At 68.7% G+C, this 18811-nt stretch carries 13 protein-coding genes and 1 pseudogene; 5 read left to right on the forward strand and 9 right to left on the reverse strand.

Annotated elements, in window-relative coordinates; all coding sequences use genetic code 11:
* Positions 1–155: 155 nt before the first annotated feature.
* The gene (locus ACFYW7_RS27035) at positions 156–353 is read left to right on the forward strand and encodes a hypothetical protein (RefSeq protein ID WP_389506820.1); all 198 of its coding nucleotides are present in this window, start codon (positions 156–158) and stop codon (positions 351–353) included.
* Between the two features lie 1105 nt (positions 354–1458).
* On the opposite strand, the gene ACFYW7_RS27040 is transcribed toward ACFYW7_RS27035, so the two are convergent.
* The 7 genes from ACFYW7_RS27040 to ACFYW7_RS27070 form a co-directional block, all read right to left on the reverse strand.
* Complete coding sequence (locus tag ACFYW7_RS27040; protein ID WP_389506822.1) at positions 1459–3051, reverse strand: GMC family oxidoreductase; 1593 nt, start codon at positions 3049–3051, stop codon at positions 1459–1461.
* A complete protein-coding gene (locus tag ACFYW7_RS27045) occupies positions 3048–4679 on the reverse strand; it encodes a long-chain fatty acid--CoA ligase (RefSeq protein ID WP_389506824.1) in 1632 nt (543 codons plus the stop codon). Before ACFYW7_RS27045 ends, ACFYW7_RS27040 begins: the two co-directional genes overlap by 4 nt.
* A gap of 31 nt (positions 4680–4710) precedes the next feature.
* On the reverse strand, positions 4711–6417 hold the full coding sequence (locus ACFYW7_RS27050; protein ID WP_389506826.1) for an aldehyde dehydrogenase family protein: 1707 nt from the start codon (positions 6415–6417) through the stop codon (positions 4711–4713).
* 103 nt (positions 6418–6520) lie between these two features.
* Positions 6521–7834 carry an MFS transporter gene (locus tag ACFYW7_RS27055; RefSeq protein WP_389506828.1) on the reverse strand — a complete coding sequence of 438 codons (1314 nt, stop codon included), beginning with the start codon at positions 7832–7834 and terminating at the stop codon, positions 6521–6523.
* A gap of 87 nt (positions 7835–7921) precedes the next feature.
* The gene (locus ACFYW7_RS27060) at positions 7922–8845 is read right to left on the reverse strand and encodes a TauD/TfdA dioxygenase family protein (RefSeq protein ID WP_389506830.1); all 924 of its coding nucleotides are present in this window, start codon (positions 8843–8845) and stop codon (positions 7922–7924) included.
* A 118-nt stretch (positions 8846–8963) separates the two neighbouring features.
* Complete coding sequence (locus tag ACFYW7_RS27065; protein ID WP_389506832.1) at positions 8964–9566, reverse strand: TetR/AcrR family transcriptional regulator; 603 nt, start codon at positions 9564–9566, stop codon at positions 8964–8966.
* A gap of 626 nt (positions 9567–10192) precedes the next feature.
* Positions 10193–10621, reverse strand: a complete 429-nt coding sequence (locus ACFYW7_RS27070; protein WP_389506834.1) for a hypothetical protein — start codon at positions 10619–10621, stop codon at positions 10193–10195.
* Between the two features lie 683 nt (positions 10622–11304).
* Here ACFYW7_RS27070 and ACFYW7_RS27075 point away from each other — a divergent pair.
* A pseudogene (locus ACFYW7_RS27075) lies at positions 11305–11819 on the forward strand (DinB family protein).
* Between the two features lie 242 nt (positions 11820–12061).
* Here the strand turns inward: ACFYW7_RS27075 and ACFYW7_RS27080 are convergent.
* Both ACFYW7_RS27080 and ACFYW7_RS27085 read right to left on the reverse strand, forming a co-directional pair.
* Positions 12062–12355 (reverse strand): hypothetical protein, encoded by a 294-nt coding sequence (locus ACFYW7_RS27080; protein ID WP_389506836.1) that lies wholly within the window; start codon positions 12353–12355, stop codon positions 12062–12064.
* Between the two features lie 26 nt (positions 12356–12381).
* A complete protein-coding gene (locus tag ACFYW7_RS27085) occupies positions 12382–13812 on the reverse strand; it encodes a DUF2252 domain-containing protein (RefSeq protein WP_389506838.1) in 1431 nt (476 codons plus the stop codon).
* 527 nt (positions 13813–14339) lie between these two features.
* Between ACFYW7_RS27085 and ACFYW7_RS27090 the strand changes: the two genes are divergently transcribed.
* The 3 genes from ACFYW7_RS27090 to ACFYW7_RS27100 are packed head-to-tail and all read left to right on the forward strand — an operon-like array spanning position 14340 to position 18783.
* Positions 14340–16163: a glycoside hydrolase family 15 protein gene (locus ACFYW7_RS27090; protein ID WP_389506840.1), complete on the forward strand. Its 1824-nt coding sequence runs from the start codon at positions 14340–14342 to the stop codon at positions 16161–16163.
* Complete coding sequence (locus tag ACFYW7_RS27095) at positions 16156–17142, forward strand: cyclase family protein (RefSeq protein WP_389506842.1); 987 nt, start codon at positions 16156–16158, stop codon at positions 17140–17142. The genes ACFYW7_RS27090 and ACFYW7_RS27095 overlap by 8 nt, the downstream gene beginning before the upstream one ends.
* 60 nt (positions 17143–17202) lie before the next feature.
* Positions 17203–18783, forward strand: a complete 1581-nt coding sequence (locus ACFYW7_RS27100; protein ID WP_389506844.1) for a GMC oxidoreductase — start codon at positions 17203–17205, stop codon at positions 18781–18783.
* The last annotated feature ends 28 nt before the right edge of the window (positions 18784–18811 follow it).

An 18811-nucleotide genomic window follows, 5' to 3' on the forward strand; every position in this document is an offset into this window, starting at 1 on the left:
TACGATGAGTATCGATATATGGGGGTGGAGGGGCAAGGCTCTGGCAGGAGATTTCCGAGGAGACTGGCGGGACCCGTGAGGCGTGAGCTGTCAGGCGTGTCGGCCCGCAGAGATGATCAAGGATCCACGGGTCAGGGCAAGCGCAGCCACGCCAGGTGCGCGCATCGAGGCTGGGACGAGGCGGAACCCGGTACGGCACGGAGCAGCAGGTCCGGCGCATCCTGCCCTGGGAGGCTCATGTACCGGCCCACGCGTACGGCCCGTCCGCCGTCAGCCTCCCCGAGAAGGTGTACGTACCGGGTGTCGAGCGCCGCTTGCACGGTCATCTCGGCGGCGGCCGGTGGCGCGGGTGACGCCTTCGACCGGCGCTTCGGCGTTCCGAGATCGGCGGGTGTCCGGCGTCGCCAGAGCCCTCGTGGGGACAGGAACGCAGCGCGGTCTCGGGCATGTGCCACGCTCGGCCGCAGAACCGGCCGTGCCCCTACCTCGGACTACTGGCCGCCATGGCCTTGCGGGAGCGAGGTAGCTCAGCATGTCGCATGCCATGTTCATCTGCCACCAGGTCCGAGCCGCGGGCTGGCAGTTCAATCGCGCCTCCGCTCGGAGGAGCTCGAGAGCGCAGCCCGGCTCTATCTGGCTTCCGGCTCTGCCGCCTGGCTCGTCGACCCCCTCCTCGGCAAGCCTGGTCGGCTTCGTCGGACCAGGGCGGCCGACTGGGCCCTGCGCGCGCTTCGAACACATCGTGATCGCCAGTTCAGCGCGTACGTACGCCTCGTCGCCATGGCCCTCATCGCCCACACCGCCAGAGGAAATGGGCGGGGTCTCCGGCACAGGCCAACTGGCCCGCCGGTGCGGGATGCTACCGGCGGGCCAGATCACCGCAATCCAGTTGCTGGTTGAACACTGCGCGCTCGCGGCATGGACGCTTGACCCTCAACGAGCAACCTCGCGTGGATCACAACTCTGGCAAGCGAATGGATCAGACGGCTTGAGAACGAGTCTGTCCCCGAGCACTTCGGACTTCCCATCCTGAACTGGAGGCTGCCCGAGCCGCGAACCGTAACCGGACCCGATCCCTGGACCAGCGCGGATGTCCTGCTGCAGCAAGGTCCATCACGCCGCCCGGAACCGTGTGATCGGGGTGGGTGCTTGCCGTCACGGCAGTCGGCTTCTCATTGTCTCGGGCCAAGTACTTCGTCGGAGCTCTTTCTCCAGCCCCGAGGCCGGGTCGAGGTCGCGCCGGACCACCGCGGCGGCGAAGGGCGGGTCGGGGGTGATCCGCACCTTGGCGAGGTAGTACCCGTGCCGGACCGCGCCCATCGTTCAGTAGCTCGACAGCAGCGAGTTATCGCCGTGATGGCGGTCTTGATCTTCGTCCTTGGGCTGAAACTGCTCGGTGACGGCATCGGCATCCTCACCTCCTGGCAGGCCTATCGGTCGGGCGTGGCCACTACCGCTTCAGCTCGCTCCGAGCAGATCCGCGGCCCTTTCTCCGATGACGATGGCGGGGGCGTTGGTGTGGCCGCGGATGATCGTCGGCATGATCGATGCGTCCGCGACCCGCAAGCCCTCTGTCCCTCGTACGCGAAGTTGCGGGTCCACGACCGAGGTAGCGTCGCTGCCCATCCGGGCTGTTCCGACCGGGTGGTAGAGAGTGTGGGCGTGATCGGCCAGCGCAAGGGCGTCACGCCGGTGACGGGACAGGAGCTCGCCCCCCGGGGGCATGAGGAAGCGGCCCGAGGACAGCTCCCTGGCAGTGAGTCGCTCGATGATCTGCTCGCAGACGTCCAGCCCGGCCATCAGGGCCGCACGGTCGGTCCCGCCCGCGTCCGTGAGGTAGCGCGGGTCGATGACCGGCTTGTCGAGTGGATCCGGTGAGGCAAGTCTGATCGATCCGGTGCTCTGGGGTCGGAGAAGGATCGCACCCACCGTGACACCGTGTCCGGAGGGCTTGACGAGACCTTCGCCGATGAACGGCACCGGGGCGAAGATGATTTCGAGGTCGGGGAGTTCGAGTTCGGGGCGGCTGCGGACGAAGCCATATGCTTCGCCGACGTTCGAGGTGAGCATTCCTCGGCGGCGGACGAGGTAGTTCAGGAGTTCGCGGGGCCGCTCGGCGGAGAACAGTGTCCTGTCCGGCACGTCGACGGCGAGTCCGGAGATGAGGTGGTCGGTGAGGTTGGCGCCGACCTCGGGGGAGTCCACGAGGACGTCGATTCCCCGTTCGCGCAGGTGAGTGGCGTCGCCGATCCCGGAGAGCATGAGCAGTTGCGGGGTGTTGACCGCGCCCCCGCTGAGTACGACCTCGCGGCGTGCCAGCACCTTTCGTGCGACGCCGCCGGTGACGTACTCGACTCCGACGGCGCGGCGGCCCTCGAAGAGGACGCGGGTGACCTGCGCGTCTGTGATGACGTGCAGGTTCGAGCGGCTGCGGGCGGGCTTGAGGTAGCCGTCCGCGGTGCTGAACCGGGCTCCGCGTCGCTGGCTGACCATCGTCTGCGAGAAGCCGTTGGGCGTCGCTGTGTTGGCGGGCTCGACGGTATGGCCGAGCTCCCTGGCGGCGTCGAGGAAGGCGGCCGTGTGCGGGTTCGGGTTGCGCTGCGGCTCGATGTTCATGGAACCGGAGCGTCCATGGTCCGGGTCGGTGGCGCCTGCGGTCCTTTCCAGGCGGCGGAAGTAGGGCAGCAGGCCCTGCCACGACCAGTCCGGCCCGCAGAGGTCGCCCCACTCGTCGTAGTCGGCGGCGAACCCGCGCACCCACATCATGGCGTTGATCGAGGAGGATCCGCCGAGCATCCGGCCCCGGGGCCAGTAGACGGGGCGGCTGGAGAGCTGGGGCTGCGGAACCGTCGTGTAGTCCCAGTCGAGTTCGGTCTTGAAGAGCTGGGAGAAGGCGGCGGGGATGTGAATGGCCGCCTTCCTGTCCGGGCCGCCCGCCTCCAGGAGCGCCACCGAGGCCGTGCTCTTCTCGGTCAGTCGGCCGGCGAGAGCGGCTCCGGCCGATCCGGCTCCGACGACGACGTAGTCGACGCTGTCGGGCGAGGTGCTCATCTGTCCCCCTCGATCGTGCGGGCATCCGCCGTACCTGCGTCCCGTGTCTGCGTCACCGGTCGGCTGAAGGGGGCCCCGTGCGTGTCCCGGAGCTCGCGCTTGAGGATCTTGCCGGTGGCGTTGGTGGGCAGGATATCGAGGAACTCCACCAGGCGGGGGTACTTGTAGCCGGCCATCTCTTCCTTGCACCAGGCGATCAGTTCCTCCTCGGAGAGCACCGCTCCAGGGGTGAGGACCACGCAGGCCTTGATCTCCTCGCCGTGGCGCTCGTGGGGTACGCCGATGACGGCCACCATGGACACGGCGGGATGTGTGAGCAGTACTTCCTCGATCTCCCGGGGGTACACGTTGAAGCCACCGCGGATGATCAGGTCCTTGGCACGGTCGACGACGTAGTACCAGCCTTCGGCGTCCCGGCGTGCGAGGTCGCCGGTGCGGAACCAGCCGTTGCGCATCACCTCGGCGGTCGCCTCGGGCCGGTTGTAGTAGCCCTTCATGATGTTGTGCCCGCGGATGACGAGTTCGCCGACCGCGTCGGGCCCTGTGACCGGGGTCCAGTCCTCGGCGACCAGGTCCACCTCCACGCCCCAGACCGGACGTCCGATGGAGCCGGGCCGCACCGCCTCGCCGGGAGCCGAGAAGGTGGCGGCCGGGCTGGTCTCCGACAGGCCGTACCCCTCGCGGATCGTGACCGAGAACCGCTCGCCGAACCGCCGGTGGATCTCGACCGGCAGCGCCGAGCCCCCCGAGCCGGCTATCCGCAGGTTCTTGGCTATCCGCGGCAGGTCCACATCGGGCGCGTCCGCTTCCAGCAGGGCCCAGTACATGGTGGGGACACCCGCGAAGAAGGTGACGGCATGGCGTTGCATCAGGGCCAGGGCCGATCGTGCGTCGAAGCGTGGCAGCAGCACCAGAGTCGCACGTGAGGCGAGGCCGGCGTTCATCTGCACGACCTGGCCGAAGGAGTGGAACAGCGGAAGGGCGATCAGGTGCACGTCGTGCTCGACCTCGCCGAACAGCTTGTGACAGGTCAGCACATTGAGCGTCACGTTGGAGTGGGTGAGCTCGGCGCCCTTGGGCAGGCCGGTGGTGCCGGAGGTGTACAGGATGACCGCCGTGTCACCGGGTTCGGTGGCGACCGTCTCGAAGGTGGTGCTCTGGCCCGTCAGCGCGGCCGTCAGCGTCTGGGCGCCCGTGATCGGGGACTCCAGAGCGGGGGCCGCGGTCATGACGAAGAAGTGCTCGCAGTTCTCGGTGTTGCCGAAGCCGGTCCATCCCTCCTGGCCCAGTGGGAGCCCGGGGGTGTCTTCGAAGCAGAAGTAGGCCTTGGCTTCCGAGTCCTTCAGGTGGTACGTGATCTCCCGGCTCTTGAGCAGCACGTTGAGCGGGACGGCCACCGCACCGGCCTTGAGGATGCCGTAGTAGACGACGGGGAACCAGGGAACGTTCGGGCAGGACAGTGCGACCTTGTCGCCGGGCTCGATGCCGCGCGAGCGCAGCAGGTTGGCCACGCGGCAGGCGGCGGCGTCGAGTTCGGCGTAGGTCAGCTGCTGGTCGCCCAGGACCACCGCGGCGCGGTCCGGCACGGCACGGGCACTGCTTTCGAGCATGGCGGCGAGATTGAGCATGCGATCTCCATAGGGGTGGGGTGGGCCGGGGTCAGCCGCGCAGCGCGGAGGCGAAGATGGCGGGCAGTTTCAGGAGGCCGGGCGCGGCGGTGAAGCGGGTGACGAGTTCCACCGTGGCCGGCGCCGTCCTGTTGGTGACGAAGTACGGCGGGCGGGGGGACAGGGACGGGTCGCCCGTGAGCAGACCGCGTGGGGCGGGCGTGAAGGGTGCGCGCAGCACGGTCTTCTCGATGTCCTCGAGCATGAAGGCGTTGTGCACGAAGCCGATGCCGCTGCCGATGTTCTGGCGGGTGTGGCCGGGGAACGCGCCCCAGGGGGTGAAGCCGAGGAGGAAGCCCACCGCAGACCAGCAGTTGACGCCCAGGGTTCCGTACCGCAGTCCGGCGACGGCCTTGTCGACCGCTGCCCGGTGGGTCTTCTCTGTCCTGGGGTGGACGATCAGGGTGGCGCCCAGGGTCCCGGGGAGGGTGTCGTTGGCGAAGTCGACGGCGTGGCCGAGGAATTCGGCCGGGGTGTCGCCGGGCAGTCGTACGACGCCGAGGGCGCTGCCGAAGACTTCTCCGGTGATGAGGATGTCGTCGTGGTCGGTGATGTCGGGGACGAGGAGCCGGCAGCCGTCGCCGTGGGTCTCGGCCTTCGGATGGGCCGCCAGCACAGCGGACAGGCGTTGCTCGGCGCCCGGGTAGTAGTCGGCGCGCGGCGGCAGTGCGCGCAGCACCTGCCGGATCTCGTCCAGCAGTCGTTCGGTGCCGTCCCACTCGCGGGGCAGGACCAGGATCTGGCTGGCGATGCAGTTGTGACCGGAGTTGTTCATCTTGCTGGTGACGATGTGCTCGGCCTGGTAGCGGAAGTCCGCCGCGCTCCAGGGGCCGGGGGTCACGATGCAGGGGCTGACGCCGCCCAGCTCGCTGGTGAACGGCTTGCCGATCAGCGGCGTGTCGTCGCGGCGGCGCTCGCCCGCCTGCTCGTCGGTGCCCCACACGATGGCGTCGTGGGTGCGGTCGCTGCCGGTGACGTGAATGGCGTCGACGCCCTCGTGCGTGGCGAGGTATCCGCCCTCGGCCGCACCTCCGTCGACGAAGCGCACCCAGCCGCGCGCGACGAACTCGGCGAAGACGTGCTCGAAGTGCGGGCGGAGATAGGCGTTGACTGGGTTCATCTTCGCGACGACGACCTGGCCCTCGGCGTAGAGCTTGTGCAGGATGTCGAGGGCGGTGATGGCGGCGACGTTACCGGCACCGAGTACCAGGGCCACCGCGGGACGGCCCGGCCGGCCCCGGTACTCCCCTGCGGCGCGGCTGCGTGCCTGCTCCCCGGTGATGCCGGGCCGAAGCCACACCTGAGCCGTGAAGCCGTTGAGCAGCAGCGTGTCCCAGCCGGTGGCGGGGAAGACGTCGACGTGGGTACGGCCGTCACGGGCTTGCACGGCCTTGGCGTCGACCGGGTCCTTTCCCACGGCGATGCGCCGTAGTACGTGCAGATATGCTGCGGCGTTCTGGACCAGGGCCCACGGCCCGCCTATCCAGTCCTCGGCGGCCCATGGGGAGGCAGGGTCGTAGCCCTTGGCGCGGGCGCCGGCAGCGGCCAGGTCGGCGGCGCCGGAGGTCATGCGGGGGAGCAGGCGCTCCAGCAGGGTGATGCGTTCGGTGAGCGGGGTGGCGGACCAGGACACGGCGCCGATGCGCAGTTCGGCGACGGCCTGGTCGAGGCAAGAGGTGTCGAGGGCGCTGGGGTTCACGTCATTCCTCGTGGAAGATGGTTGATGGCGGGCGGGGGCCGTACTTTGTGCGCTGTGCGAGGGGCTGCGAACCCCGCCCGGGGGACACGACGGTGTCGCGCCGTCAGGCCGGGAGCAGGCGCGCGTCGCGATCCGGGTCGATCAACGTGACGGCGGCGCTGCCGCCCAGCAGGAGCAGAGCACCGGTGATCATGACCGCGTACCGGTAGCCCCCGGCTCCATGCGCGTCCACGAGGTGCCCGATCAGCGTCGGGGCGATCAGACCGGCAGTGGTCACCACGGCGTTCATGATGCCGAGTGAGCCGCCGCGGCGGTCGGCCGGCGCCAGTTCCACGACGGTTGTGGCGGCGACGCTGCTCATCGCTCCGGAGAGTGCGACTCCGGTGACGAAGAGCACGACGGTCACGGCACCGGCCGGGGCCCACGGCAGGGCCAGGCATGCCGCCGCGCCGATGAGCATGAGGATGCCGCCGACCCTGCCGCGGGCCCACCGGCTTGCGGTCCCGCGGCGCAGCAGCCATCCGGTCAGGCCCGCCTGTCCGAGCACCACGATGCCGCTCACGCCCCACACCAGCATCAGCAGCTGGGTGGAGGCGGTTGAGGAGTAGCCCAGACCGTCATGGAGGTAGGACGGGAGCCAGACCAGGGCGAAGGCGATGACCCAGTAGGTGCCGAAGTAGGCGATCGTGGCACCGATCCAGGTACGGGTCGCGAGGATCCGGCGGTACGGCGTCCCGCAGGCTGCCGGGCCGGTTGCGGTTCCGGCGCCCTCGGCAAGGGCCGGCGAGTCGGTCCCGTACCGTCCCTCTCCGCCGAAGGGGATCCACAGCAGAGCCCACACCACGCCGGCGACCGCCACCACGGCGACGGCCGAGCGCCATCCGTGGTGGTGGATCACCCAGGTCAGTACGGGAGCGGCGACGAGGACTCCCAGGGTGATTCCCAGCACGATGAGTGCCCCGGGCAGGTTGCGCCGGTGGTTGGGGAACCAGGACAGGGTGGTCTGCTGGGCCACGGGGAAGGCGGGCCCCTCAGCGGCGCCGAGAAGGACGCGAGAGGTGATGAGCACCGCGAGCCCTCCGCCCAGGGCCAGTGGCGCCTGGGAGATGGACCACAGGAGGGCCATCGCCAGCAGCAGCCACTTGGGCCGTATGCGGTCGGCGAGCAGTCCCACCGCGGCGCCGCAGATCGAGAACAGCAGGAAGAAGGCGCTGCTGGCGAGCCCGAAGGCGGATGCGGACAGACCGAGATCCTTGCGGATCGGGTCGGCCGCCAGGCCCAGCACGGACTTGTCGGCGAAGTTGATCATCATGAAGACCACGAGCAGAGCGGTGACGACCCATGCGCGCAGTCGTGGGTCGCTCGCGGTCTTCGCAGGATCGGCGGGCACAGCTGGTACGACGTCGGTGTCGGTCACAAGAGCTCCGCGGGGGACGAGCGGGACGGGGAGGATGGGCGAGGGGTCCGGCAGCCCCTCGCCCGTGGGTGTACGGTCCGGCGCCGCTCAGGAAAGCGGGACACCGGCGATCGCGATGCGCTCCATGACGCGGCGCTGCGGGTAGTAGTCGTTGATCGCGTAGTGCTGGGTGGCGATGTTGTCCCAGATCGCGACGGAGCCCGGGTGCCAGCGGAAGCGCACCTGGTACTCGGGGATACGGGCCTGCAGGACGAGCTCGTCGAGCAGGTCGCGGCTCTCGCTGTCGGACAGGCCGACGATCCGGGTGGTGAAGGGCTCGTTGACGTAGAGCAGCTTGCGTCCGGTGCGCGGGTGGCGGACGACCACCGGGTGCTCGACGGGCGGCAGGGCGTCCCGGAAGGCGGCAATCTGGCTCTCCGTCATCATCGCCCCCCAGCTGGGCACCCAGTCGTGCACAGCGGTGAGTCCTTCGATACGGGCCTGCGTCTTTGCCGAGAGGTTGTCGTACGCGGCAGCCATGTCGGCCCACTGGGTGTCGCCACCCGCGGGCGGGACCTCGACGGCGCGCAGGATCGAGCCCAGGGCGGGCGCGGCCATGAAGGAGTGGTCGCTGTGCCAGATGTTCTCGGTGCCGATGGCCATGGCGTCCTTGGCCAGACGGGAGACGCCGGCGGTGTCTCCCTTGGGGAAGAAGGGGTTCACCTCCGGCTTGCCCCACAGACCGGAGAGCGCGAGCTGGGACTGCGGGTCGAAGGCGTGCTGGTCACGGAAGAAGATCACCTTCCACTCCAGCAGGGCCTGCTTGAGCTCCTGGGCGAGGTCCTCACCCATCGGCCGGGACAGATCGACGCCGTCGATCTCGGCACCGATGTGAGGGGTGAGCGGACGGATGCCCAGGTGCTGGTACTCGACCTGGGCCCAGCCTGGCGCGGTGCGCTCCAGCACACGCTTTCCGTAGTGCATCAGGGGCTTGTCGAGGGCGGGGGCGGGGGCGGTGACGACGCTGTCCATGGGCACTCCGAGGCGACGATCGGCATTTCGTTCCTGGGAGTATCGTTATTCGGGCATGGTCTGGCAAGGGCTTGACAGCACCGATGTGAAACGAGAGTGTCCGGCGTGGTCGACGCGGTCAGGACGCCGAACCGACGGCGCGCGCCACAAGATCCACCAGGGCGTCCACGAACCTGGAGTCGGGCATCTCCTGCTCGCCGATCAGCCGGAACAGCAACGGTGCCGCCACCAAGGTGGCCGCGGCCCGGACATCGGTGCCGGGCTGCACGTCGCCGCGGGCGATCCCGCGCTCGAGGATGCGCCTCGTTTCGCTCGTGATCCGCTCGGTGTACTCCGCGTACTGCCCCCGTATCGCGCCCGTCTCGGCCGCCGCTCCGATCAGGCCCGCGATCAGCCGGTCCGACCCCGGCAGCCGGTAGGCCTCCAGGCGAGCGGTGAGCACGAAGTGCAGCTCGGCACGGAAGCTGCCCAGATCAGGCACTGACAGGACGCCGATGCGGGTTTCCGCAGCGGCGATGATGAGGTCCTGCTTGGTGGACCATCGCCGGTAGATGGCGGGCTTGCTCACCCCGGCCCGTGCCGCAACGGCATCCATCGTCACCGCCCCGATCCCCTGCTCGGTGACCAGGTCAACGACCGCATTGAGGACGGCCCCGGTGGCCCGCTCCTCCCTCGGTCGCCCCGGTCCCCTTACTGTCCCGCGCGGTTGCATACCCACCATGTACAGAGCCTACGATCTCGCGGACATCATCACCGCCGCCTCGCCCTTGCACGCCGCCCGGATCCCGGATCCTGGAGGCCAAGCAGTGCGGAGCGACGGGCGTTGAGCCGTAACCGCTGCTCGCGGAGGCCAACCGAGTCTTATTTCGCGAGGACGGCACCGCCCGCGCAGGCCTTCGCGTCGATTTCCGGGACGTCGAACACCTCGATATCTCGTTTGAGCCGGGGAGAATTCCCGACTGTTATAAACCTGTCTGGTGCCGCATCAAGCAACGTTCGCCCTGTCGTGACGGATCACCCGCTTGTTGCGCGGGCAGCAGCAATGAGTCAGTGGCGTCACCAAAAAGATCCATGCCCGACTACTTCGCGAGCGTGGCCCTCCTTGTACGGCTACGCCGTCAGCATGTCGGCGTGGCGGATACCGGCCACCGGCCGTTGGCTTGGGCTGACGATCGGACAGAGTGACACAGAGTTCCCGTTCGAACTCCTCGCCGCCGTCGGCGAGGAATCCCCGTTCCCACAATGAGCGATATCGCCGCCCGCACCACGGCCCCGCGCCATCGTCTACAGGGCGCAGCCCCGATACCGGCGCCCCATGGTTCCCGCCGACCGTGGTCCGGCATGGGTTCACCGACCGCCGCTGGTTCCGCCATGGAACCTCGTCAGCGCAAAGATGATCAGGAGGTCGAGTGTCATCACAGAGATGGACCACACCGGGTAGTACGGAACGAACATGAACTGGGTGATCAGGCTGATCCCTGCCGTCACTACGCCGGCCCCACGACCCCAGCTCCTGTTCGTCAGGACTCCCAGACCGGCAATGACCAGCCCCACTCCGACCACGAGGTGGATCCAGCCCCAAGCGGCCAGGTCGAATTGGTAGGTGTAGCTGGACGCGGAGAACACGTTGTCCTGTGCGGTGCCGGACACGCCCATGAGAATGCTGAGCGGCCCGCTGAGCATGAGCACGGCCCCGGCGAACAAGGACGGCCCGCCGATCTTGCCGCTCTCGGGTCCCCCACGCCCTCCCCGTGTCCCTTCGGGAACTGCTGTCATGGGCCGCTGCCTTCCTGTCCAGCGCGGTCGCCGGCGCACAGCACCCGCGCGAAGCCGGCCACGCTCTCCTGCCAGGATCGCCGCGATCCTTCGGGACCGCGACTGCAACCCGCCACGGGGAGACCGCGGACTCCTGCCGCACTGCCCGGTGCCCGGCCTCGGCTGGACCGTTTCCAATGAGCTGCCGAACGACGATCGACAGTCCTGCGGCACAGCCGTGCAGACCGTCGCTGAACATGATCCGCCTCGGGGCGCGACGCGCTTGGGCCGCACTCACAGCCTTCTTCAATGTGATGTGGGTGGAAAACCGCCCGGCGGGATCATGCCGACTTCGTCAACAAGCTCACCCTCCAAGGAGGTTGGGGTCGTCAAGGCGCATGACCGTCTTGCGCGTCGCGGGCCGAGGCATCACAGCTGTCTCGCGGGACTGCAGTCCGAGGGCGGGTCGACGGCTGTCGTGACGATGCGACCGACATCCGCACGTGCTGAGCGCAACACCCCGGCGAATGTGACCCTCATGCTTACGAACGTAGAACTCCAGCCACACCGAACGTCCCACGGCAGATAGGTCTGTCCGGCGGATCTTGCCGGGCTCTCCCTGAGCGCAGCCGGTGCTGTGGCGCTTGGCGGTGCTTCCGATCAATTGAGTCGACCCCCGTTCCGAGCTGCGGGATATTCCCGCGATGCTTCAACGAACCGACACGCCTCCCTTGTGGGACGAACGTACGCAACTGGCCACCTTTCTGGACTACGCCCGTGACACCGCGCGAGCCAAGTGTGAGGGCGTGTCCGCCGAAGACGCCCGCAAGGCTCCACTCCGAGTTCACCGCTGATGACGTTGTGCGGGCTGATCAGCCATCTGCAGTGGGTCGAGTACCACTGGTTCCAAGTGATGTTCCTGGGCGAGGAGCCTGCGGGACCGCTCACCGAGGCGACCGACGACGATCCCGACCCTGAGATGCGGACAGTGGTCGAAATCCCGCTGCCCCGGCTTCTCGCCGAGTACGAGGAGCAGAGTGCCCGCTACAGTCGCCTGGTGTCCGACCGCGAGCTGAACTTAACGGCCAAGCGTCCCATCAGCGACGGCCGCCACGTCGATCTCCGCTGGGTGATCCTCCACCTCATCGAGGAGACGTCCCGCCACAACGGCCACCTCGACGTCGTGCGTGAGCTCGTCGACGGGCGGACCGGCGTCTGAGACCTGCCGTGCGGGTCAAGAGCGGAGCCGGATCGAGGCGAGGGGGACGGTGCCGTGGAACACATAGGCGCACTTGTCGAACCTGGTGGTCACACGATCCGCCAGACAGGCGCTAAGGCCGGTCCCACCCGTCCAGCTTGATCTTCACCTGATGGTTGTGGTCCGCATGCCAGATGACCGCGCCTGTGACACCGGTGCGCGTGGTTGCCGGGCACCGGTGTCAGTCCGCGAGGGTCGAGCGGCTACCGGGGCTCGGCTGAGCGGGCCTCGGGGGTGTCGATCTGTCGTTTGAGTATCTTGCCGGTGAGGCCCTTCGGGAGAGCATCCACCAGCCGGACCTCGCGTGGGTATTTGTACCCGGCCACCCGGTTGCGGACGAAATCCCTCAGTTCCTCCATGTTCGCCCTGGCACTCGGTCGCAGGGCCATGACCGCGGCGATCTCCTCGCCGAGCGTGGGGTGCGGGACGCCGATGGTGGCAGCTTCGGCCATGGTGGGGTACTCGTACAGAAACCCTCCTCGATCTAAGACGATCAATAGGCCACCTACTCCGGTAGGCGCGATCAGTTGGCTGGAAGCTCCTGTGCGGGCAGTCGTCCCGCCTTCACCGCGTCGACGAGCGCCTGATGGTCGCGCTCGTTCTGGTCGGCGTACGCCTCCGCGAAGGTGACGAGGGCTCGGTCGAAGGAGTCTTTTTTACCCAGGTAGGAGGCGATCGCGATCCGGTCGCCGGACCGTGCGTGCGCGCGGGCGAGTGTGAGGCCGCAGACACTGCCGAAGGCCTCCAACTGCGCGGGCGACATCGTCTCCGGCATCGCGATGCCCTTCCAGTCGCGCAGTTGCCGGACGTAGAAGTCGCGGCGCCTGCCGTCGATGCCGTCCACCTGCTCCCAGCCGAGGAAGATGTCGCTCGTCGCCTGCATCAACCGCTGCCCCGCGACGACGCGTTCGCCCTGGTTGCGGTACTGACTGGCTCCGACGTGGTCGGCGAGCACGGAGGTGTCGGCTTCCTTGGCCTGCAGGAACAGCGGGTCCCGGCCGTCCCGGCCGAGGAGCAGGAAGATCCAGCACCGGGTGCCGACACTGCCGACTCCGACCACCTTGCGGGCGACGTCCGTGAGTCGGTAGTCGTCGAGGAGGGTGCGCCGGTCGGACGGCAGCGTGGTTCCGTACCGCTCGACAAGCCCTCGGAACTGGCGTTCCAGCGGGGTGCGTTCGGCTTTGGGCAGCAGGTCGGCCAAGGGGACCAGCAGCGGTGGATCAGCCGCGATCCGCGGCCGGCCGTCGACGTGACGCGTGAGCTTCTCGAACACCTGCAAGGTGTCGCGCGAGCGGGCCTTCGTCAGGGCGTGATCCAGCTTCCTCCGCCCGCTTTTGTGAAGCCGGTCCGTCGTGAGGTCCTTGAGGCGTTCGGCGTCGATCTTCGCGTACCAGACATCGAGATTGCTCATACCGGCGAAGCGAATCATCCCTTCCCGGTACGAGCGCACGGTGCCGCTCACGATCCGGGCACGTTCGGCGTCGTCGAAGCCGTTCGCCCGGGCTGCGATGACGAAGCTCGCCGACAGCCGTTTGACGTCCCACTCCCACGGGCCTGGCAGGGTCTCGTCGAAATCGTTGATGTCGAACATCAACTCCCGCTCGGGGGAGGCCAGGAGCCGGAAGTTGAGCAGATGGGCGTCTCCGCACAACTGGGCGTTGATTCCCGAGACGGGACTGCCGGCCAGGTCGGACGCCATGATCGCCGCGGCGCCCCGGTAGAAGCGGAAGGGGGACTCGGTCATCCGGCTGTACCGGATCGGCACCAACTCCTGCACCCGGGCCGCGGACTGGGCCTCGAGGATCGCCAGTGGGTCCGGTCTCCTGGGTCCGGGCCTGTACACCGCGTGTCCCGACCGCGGGCAGTGCCGCCGCGTCTCCTTTCCCAGTGCCGCGCGCTCCGCGGGTGTCGCGTGAGGTGACGTACGCATCGCCGTGATCGCGTGCTTGGGCATCGGGGGCTCTCCTGCCTGGCCCTGCGGATCCCGGGGCACCAGGGAGAATGACAGTCGAGGCGTTCCCCCTGCGCCGTGGGTTTCTTGGACCGCGTCGATCATTTGTGCGAGTGGAGGCTGCTCTCGGCCCCGGTCCCTCGATCCCGACGTCGGCGGTGCGTCGAACGTCCGTGAACGCAGGGCTTCCCCTCAACCGTAGAACCGTCCCGGGGACCCCGCATGGCGGCGCAGGTCGCCCGACGCCATGGAACGAGGGAGGCCGGCGGGAGCGCTGCGGGCCGCTCGTTCTGAAAGGGATCACAGTTGTGGCCCAGTCGCCCGGACGGGTCTAGCCCGTACGGACCGACTCGGAGTGCCGTCTCGCCGTGGAACGACGGAAATGGAGGCAGGCGGCGCGGAGCATCCGGGCTCGAGGGCACTGCGGGCCGCCGTCCACGGCTCGATTCGCCCGTCCGCGGCACCGAAAGGCGCCCGTTCGCGGCCTGTCCGACAGTGGACCGCGCCGAAACCTCCTCGATTGGACGCTCATGGACCGCTATCCACCCATCGCCAACCACGGCCTGGTGGGCGACCTGCAGACCGCCGCCCTGGTGTCCTCCGAGGGCGTGGTGAACTGGTTCTGCTCGCCGAGGTTCGACTCGCCGAGTGTCTTCGCCTCGCTGCTCGATCACGACCGCGGCGGGTATTTCCGGCTTGCGCCGGAGCACTCGGACGTGACGTGCAAACAGCTCTACTACCCGGACACCGGCGTGCTGGTCACGAGGTTCATGTCGCCGGAGGGCGTCGGCGAGGTCATCGACTGGATGCCCGCGAACACCAGCCGCACCCCCACCGACCGGCACAGCCTGATCCGGGTGATTCGCGTGGTGCGCGGCACCGTGCGGTTCCTGCTGGAGTGCAGGCCGCGGTTCGACTACGGCCGGGCCGACCACGAGCTGGATCTACGGCCCCAGGAGGCGGTGTTCCGGGGGCCCGGGATCGCGGGGCACCTGCAGGCGTCCTTTCCGCTGGTACGGGACGCGCAGGACGTGAAGGGCGCGGTCACCCTCGGAGTCGGCGAGTCGGCCGTCGCCGTGTTCACCACGTGCGCCGTCGACGGCGAGGCGCCGCCGCCGCTCACGGTCGAGGGCGTGACAGATGCGCTGTGGCGTGAGGTGGACTTCTGGCAGAAGTGGCTGCACACCTCCCGCTACCGGGGGCGCTGGGCCGAGATGGTGAACCGCTCCGCCATCACGATCAAACTTCTGACCTACCACCCGACGGGTGCGCCGGTCGCCGCCGCGACCATGGGGCTGCCGGAGCAGGTCGGCGGTGAGCGCAACTGGGACTACCGGTACTCATGGGTGAGGGACGGGTCGCTCTCGGTGCGCGCCCTGCTCGACCTCGGGTTCACCGAGGAGGCGTCGGCGTTCACCAAGTGGCTGGGCGAGCGGATGCGCGACCGCGCGGACCTGCCGGGTGAGCGCCTGCAGATCATGTACCGGGTGGACGGGGACCCGCACCTGACCGAGGAGATCCTCGACCACTGGGAGGGTTACCGGGGATCAAGTCCCGTCCGTGCCGGCAACGCCGCCGCGGACCAGTTGCAGTTGGACATCTACGGCGAGGCCCTCTACGCGATGGCCGAGGGCATGGACGTCAGCGAGGAGCTGGGCTTCCACGGCTGGAAGGGGCTCGCCCGGACGCTGGACTGGCTGTCCGACAACTGGGACCGTCCGGACGAGGGTGTCTGGGAGACGCGCGGAGGCCGCAACGACTTCACGTTCAGCCGGGTGATGTGCTGGGTCGCCTTCGACCGGGGCCTGCGCCTGGCCACGGAACTCAGCAGGCCCGCCGACATCCCGCGCTGGCGCAACGCCCGTGACAGCATCCTCGAACAGGTGATGGACAAGGGCTGGAGCCAGGCCGAACAGGCCCTCGTGCAGCACTACGGCGGAGACGTCCTGGACGCCTCCCTGCTTTTGATCCCGCGCGTGGGGTTTCTCTCCGCGAAGAGTCCCGGCTGGCTGTCCACCCTGGACGCCATGGAGCGCAAGCTCGTCTCGGACAGCCTCGTCTACCGCTACGACCCGGCCGCCTCCCCTGACGGCCTCCGCGGCTCGGAGGGGACCTTCAGCCTCTGCACCTATCTCTACGTCGACGCCCTGGCCCGCGCGGGGCGGATCAGTCCGGCCCGCTACACCTTCGAGAAGATGCACACCTACGCCAACCATGTGGGCCTGTTCGCCGAGGAGATCGGCCCGAGCGGCGAGCAACTCGGCAACTTCCCGCAGGCGTTCACCCATCTCTCGCTCATCATGGCGGCATCGACCCTGGACGAGGCCATCGACCGGCAGCGGCAACGTGGCTGAGCCGGAGCCCGGACCGCCGGGTCCGGGCGCGCCGAATCCTGACGGCCGCCCGCAGAGCCGAGCCGCCTTCGACGCCCTGTACACGCGTCTGCGGCAGCAGGCGGACGCAGCCGGATCGCCGCTCTCCACCGGCGGTCGCGGGGCACTGGCCGGCATCACCCCGGCGACCGTCCTTGCGGCGGCGGGAGAGGTCCGCCTGGGCCTGACGGTGTCACTGTCGTCTCCGGTCGAGACGGACGTCGCTTCCGACAACCCGCACCCGGCCGGCCACCGGCTCACCAGCCGTCCGGAGGCCGAGGCCCCGGCCACAGGGCTGCACTTCGCGACCGACCGCTTCTCCATGAACGTGCACGGTGACGCGGACAGCCATCTCGACGCCCTGTGCCACGTCGTCTACAACGGCACGATCTCTGGTGGCATCCCCGCGAGCACGGTGACCGCCGAGGGCGCCACCGCCCTGTCGATCAAGCTCGTACGAAACGGCATTGTCGGCCGGGGTGTCCTGCTCGACATCCCGCGGCTGCGGGGCGTGCCGTGGCTCGAGCCCGGCGACCATGTCACCGCCGACGACCTCCGGGCCGCAGAGGCCGCCCAGGGCGTGCGGGTCGGGACCGGAGACATCCTGCTCGTGCGGGTCGGCCACCGTCGCAGGCGTGAGGAGGCAGGGCCGTGGGACGTCTCGCGCAGCCGGGCGGGCCTGCACCCGACCGCGATGGAGTTCCTGTCCGAGCGCCGGGTCGCCGCGCTGGGCAGCGACGGCAACAACGACACGGCCCCCAGCCTCACCGAGGGCGTGGACTTCCCCGTGCACGTCCTGGGCATCCACGCCCTTGGTCTGCACTTCATGGACTACCTGCAGTTCGAGGACCTGGTGCCGCTCTGCGAGGAGGCGGACCGCTGGTCGTTCCTCTGCGTCGTCGCACCCCTGCGGCTCCCCGCGGCCACCGGCTCCCCCGTCAACCCCATCGCCATCCTCTGACCCGCGAGCCGGCAGGTCCAGGCCCGCCCGCACCCGTCCCCATGATCTTGAGGTGTCCCCATGACAGGAACCGAGCACTACGACGTCATCGTCATCGGTACGGGAGCGGGCGGCGGCACTCTCGCCCACCGCCTCGCTCCCACCGGCAAGCGTGTCCTGATCCTCGAACGCGGCGGATACCTGCCGCGCGAGCGGGACAACTGGGAGTCCACCGCGGTCTTCGTCAAGGGCAAATACCGCGCGCCCGAATTCTGGTACGACAAGCACGGCGAGAAGTTCCCGCCCGAGGTGAACTACTACGTGGGCGGGAACACCAAGTTCTACGGTGCCGCGCTGTTCCGTCTGCGCCCCGAGGACTTCGGTGAGTTGCGCCACCATGGCGGCATCTCCCCGGCCTGGCCGATCCGTTACGAGGATCTTGAGCCCTACTACACCCAGGCCGAACACCTCTACCTGGTGCACGGCCGCCACGGCGAGGACCCGGGTGAGGGGCCGGTCAGTGCCCAGTACGCCTATCCGCCGGTGCAGCACGAGCCACGGATCCAGCAGCTCAGCGACGACCTGGAGAAGCAGGGGCTGCACCCCTTCCACCTGCCGATCGGCGTCAACCTCACCCAGGACGCCCACGGCGGCGCAGCCCACGGAAGCGTGTGCATCCGCTGCAACCGGGTCGACGGATTCCCGTGCCTCGTGCAGGGCAAGGCCGACGCCCAGGTCATCTGCGTCGACCCGGCCCTGGAGCACGACAACGTCACGATGATCACCGGGGCGAACGTCCGCCGGCTGGAAACCGGCCCGACCGGCCGCAGCGTCGACAAGGTCGTCGCCGAACTCGCCGACGGGACGGTCGCGGAGTACTCCGCCGACATCGTGGTGGTGGCCTGTGGTGCCGTCAACTCCGCCGCGCTGCTGTTGCGTTCGGCGAACGACAGCCATCCGGACGGCCTGGCCAACAGCTCGGGCGTGGTGGGCCGTCACTACATGCGGCACAACAACCTCGCCCTGATGGCGGTGTCGAAGGAGCCCAACGACACCCAGTTCCAGAAGACCCTCGCCCTGAACGACTGGTATCTGGGCGCGGACGACTGGGACTATCCGCTGGGCGGCATCCAGATGCTCGGCAAGTCGGACTCCGACCAGATCCGGGGCGAGGCGCCGCGGTGGGCCGGCATGGCCTCGCCGGACCTCCCCTTCGAGGTGCTGGCCCATCACGCGGTGGACTTCTGGCTCTGCGGCGAGGACCTTCCCCACCCCGACAACCGTGTCACCCTCGACAGTGACGGTGACATCCACCTCGCCCTGGACGAGAAGAACAACACCGAAGGGCTGACGCGCCTTCAGCACAAACTCCAGAAGATGCTCGGCCACCTGGGCATGCACCCCCACCACTTGCTGCCGCACAGCCTCTACCTGCACAAAGGCATGCCGATCGGCGCCACCGCCCACCAGGCGGGCACCGTGCGTTTCGGCACCGACCCGAAGACCTCTGCCCTCGACGTCGACTGCAAGGCCCACGATCTCGACAACCTCTACGTCGTGGACACCAGCTTCTTTCCGAGCATCGGTGCGGTGAACCCGTCGCTGACCGCCATCGCCAACGCCCTTCGGGTCGGTGACCGCATCGCCGAGCGCCTGCGCTGAGCAGCTGTTGCGGGCGGTCTCGGTGAAC

Origin of the sequence: Streptomyces sp. NPDC002580 (assembly GCF_042889485.1) — a bacterium.
GTDB lineage: Bacteria > Actinomycetota > Actinomycetes > Streptomycetales > Streptomycetaceae > Streptomyces.

Excerpts from the sequence above, each read along its gene's own strand:
- ACFYW7_RS27100 (WP_389506844.1), top strand. The coding sequence starts at position 17,203 with ATGACAGGAACCGAGCACTACGACGTCATCGTCATCGGTACGGGAGCG.
- ACFYW7_RS27060 (WP_389506830.1), bottom strand. The coding sequence starts at position 8,845 with ATGGACAGCGTCGTCACCGCCCCCGCCCCCGCCCTCGACAAGCCCCTG.
- ACFYW7_RS27070 (WP_389506834.1), bottom strand. The coding sequence starts at position 10,621 with ATGACAGCAGTTCCCGAAGGGACACGGGGAGGGCGTGGGGGACCCGAG.
- ACFYW7_RS27065 (WP_389506832.1), bottom strand. The coding sequence starts at position 9,566 with ATGGTGGGTATGCAACCGCGCGGGACAGTAAGGGGACCGGGGCGACCG.
- ACFYW7_RS27085 (WP_389506838.1), bottom strand. The coding sequence starts at position 13,812 with ATGCCCAAGCACGCGATCACGGCGATGCGTACGTCACCTCACGCGACA.
- ACFYW7_RS27090 (WP_389506840.1), top strand. The coding sequence starts at position 14,340 with ATGGACCGCTATCCACCCATCGCCAACCACGGCCTGGTGGGCGACCTG.
- ACFYW7_RS27045 (WP_389506824.1), bottom strand. The coding sequence starts at position 4,679 with ATGCTCAATCTCGCCGCCATGCTCGAAAGCAGTGCCCGTGCCGTGCCG.
- ACFYW7_RS27040 (WP_389506822.1), bottom strand. The coding sequence starts at position 3,051 with ATGAGCACCTCGCCCGACAGCGTCGACTACGTCGTCGTCGGAGCCGGA.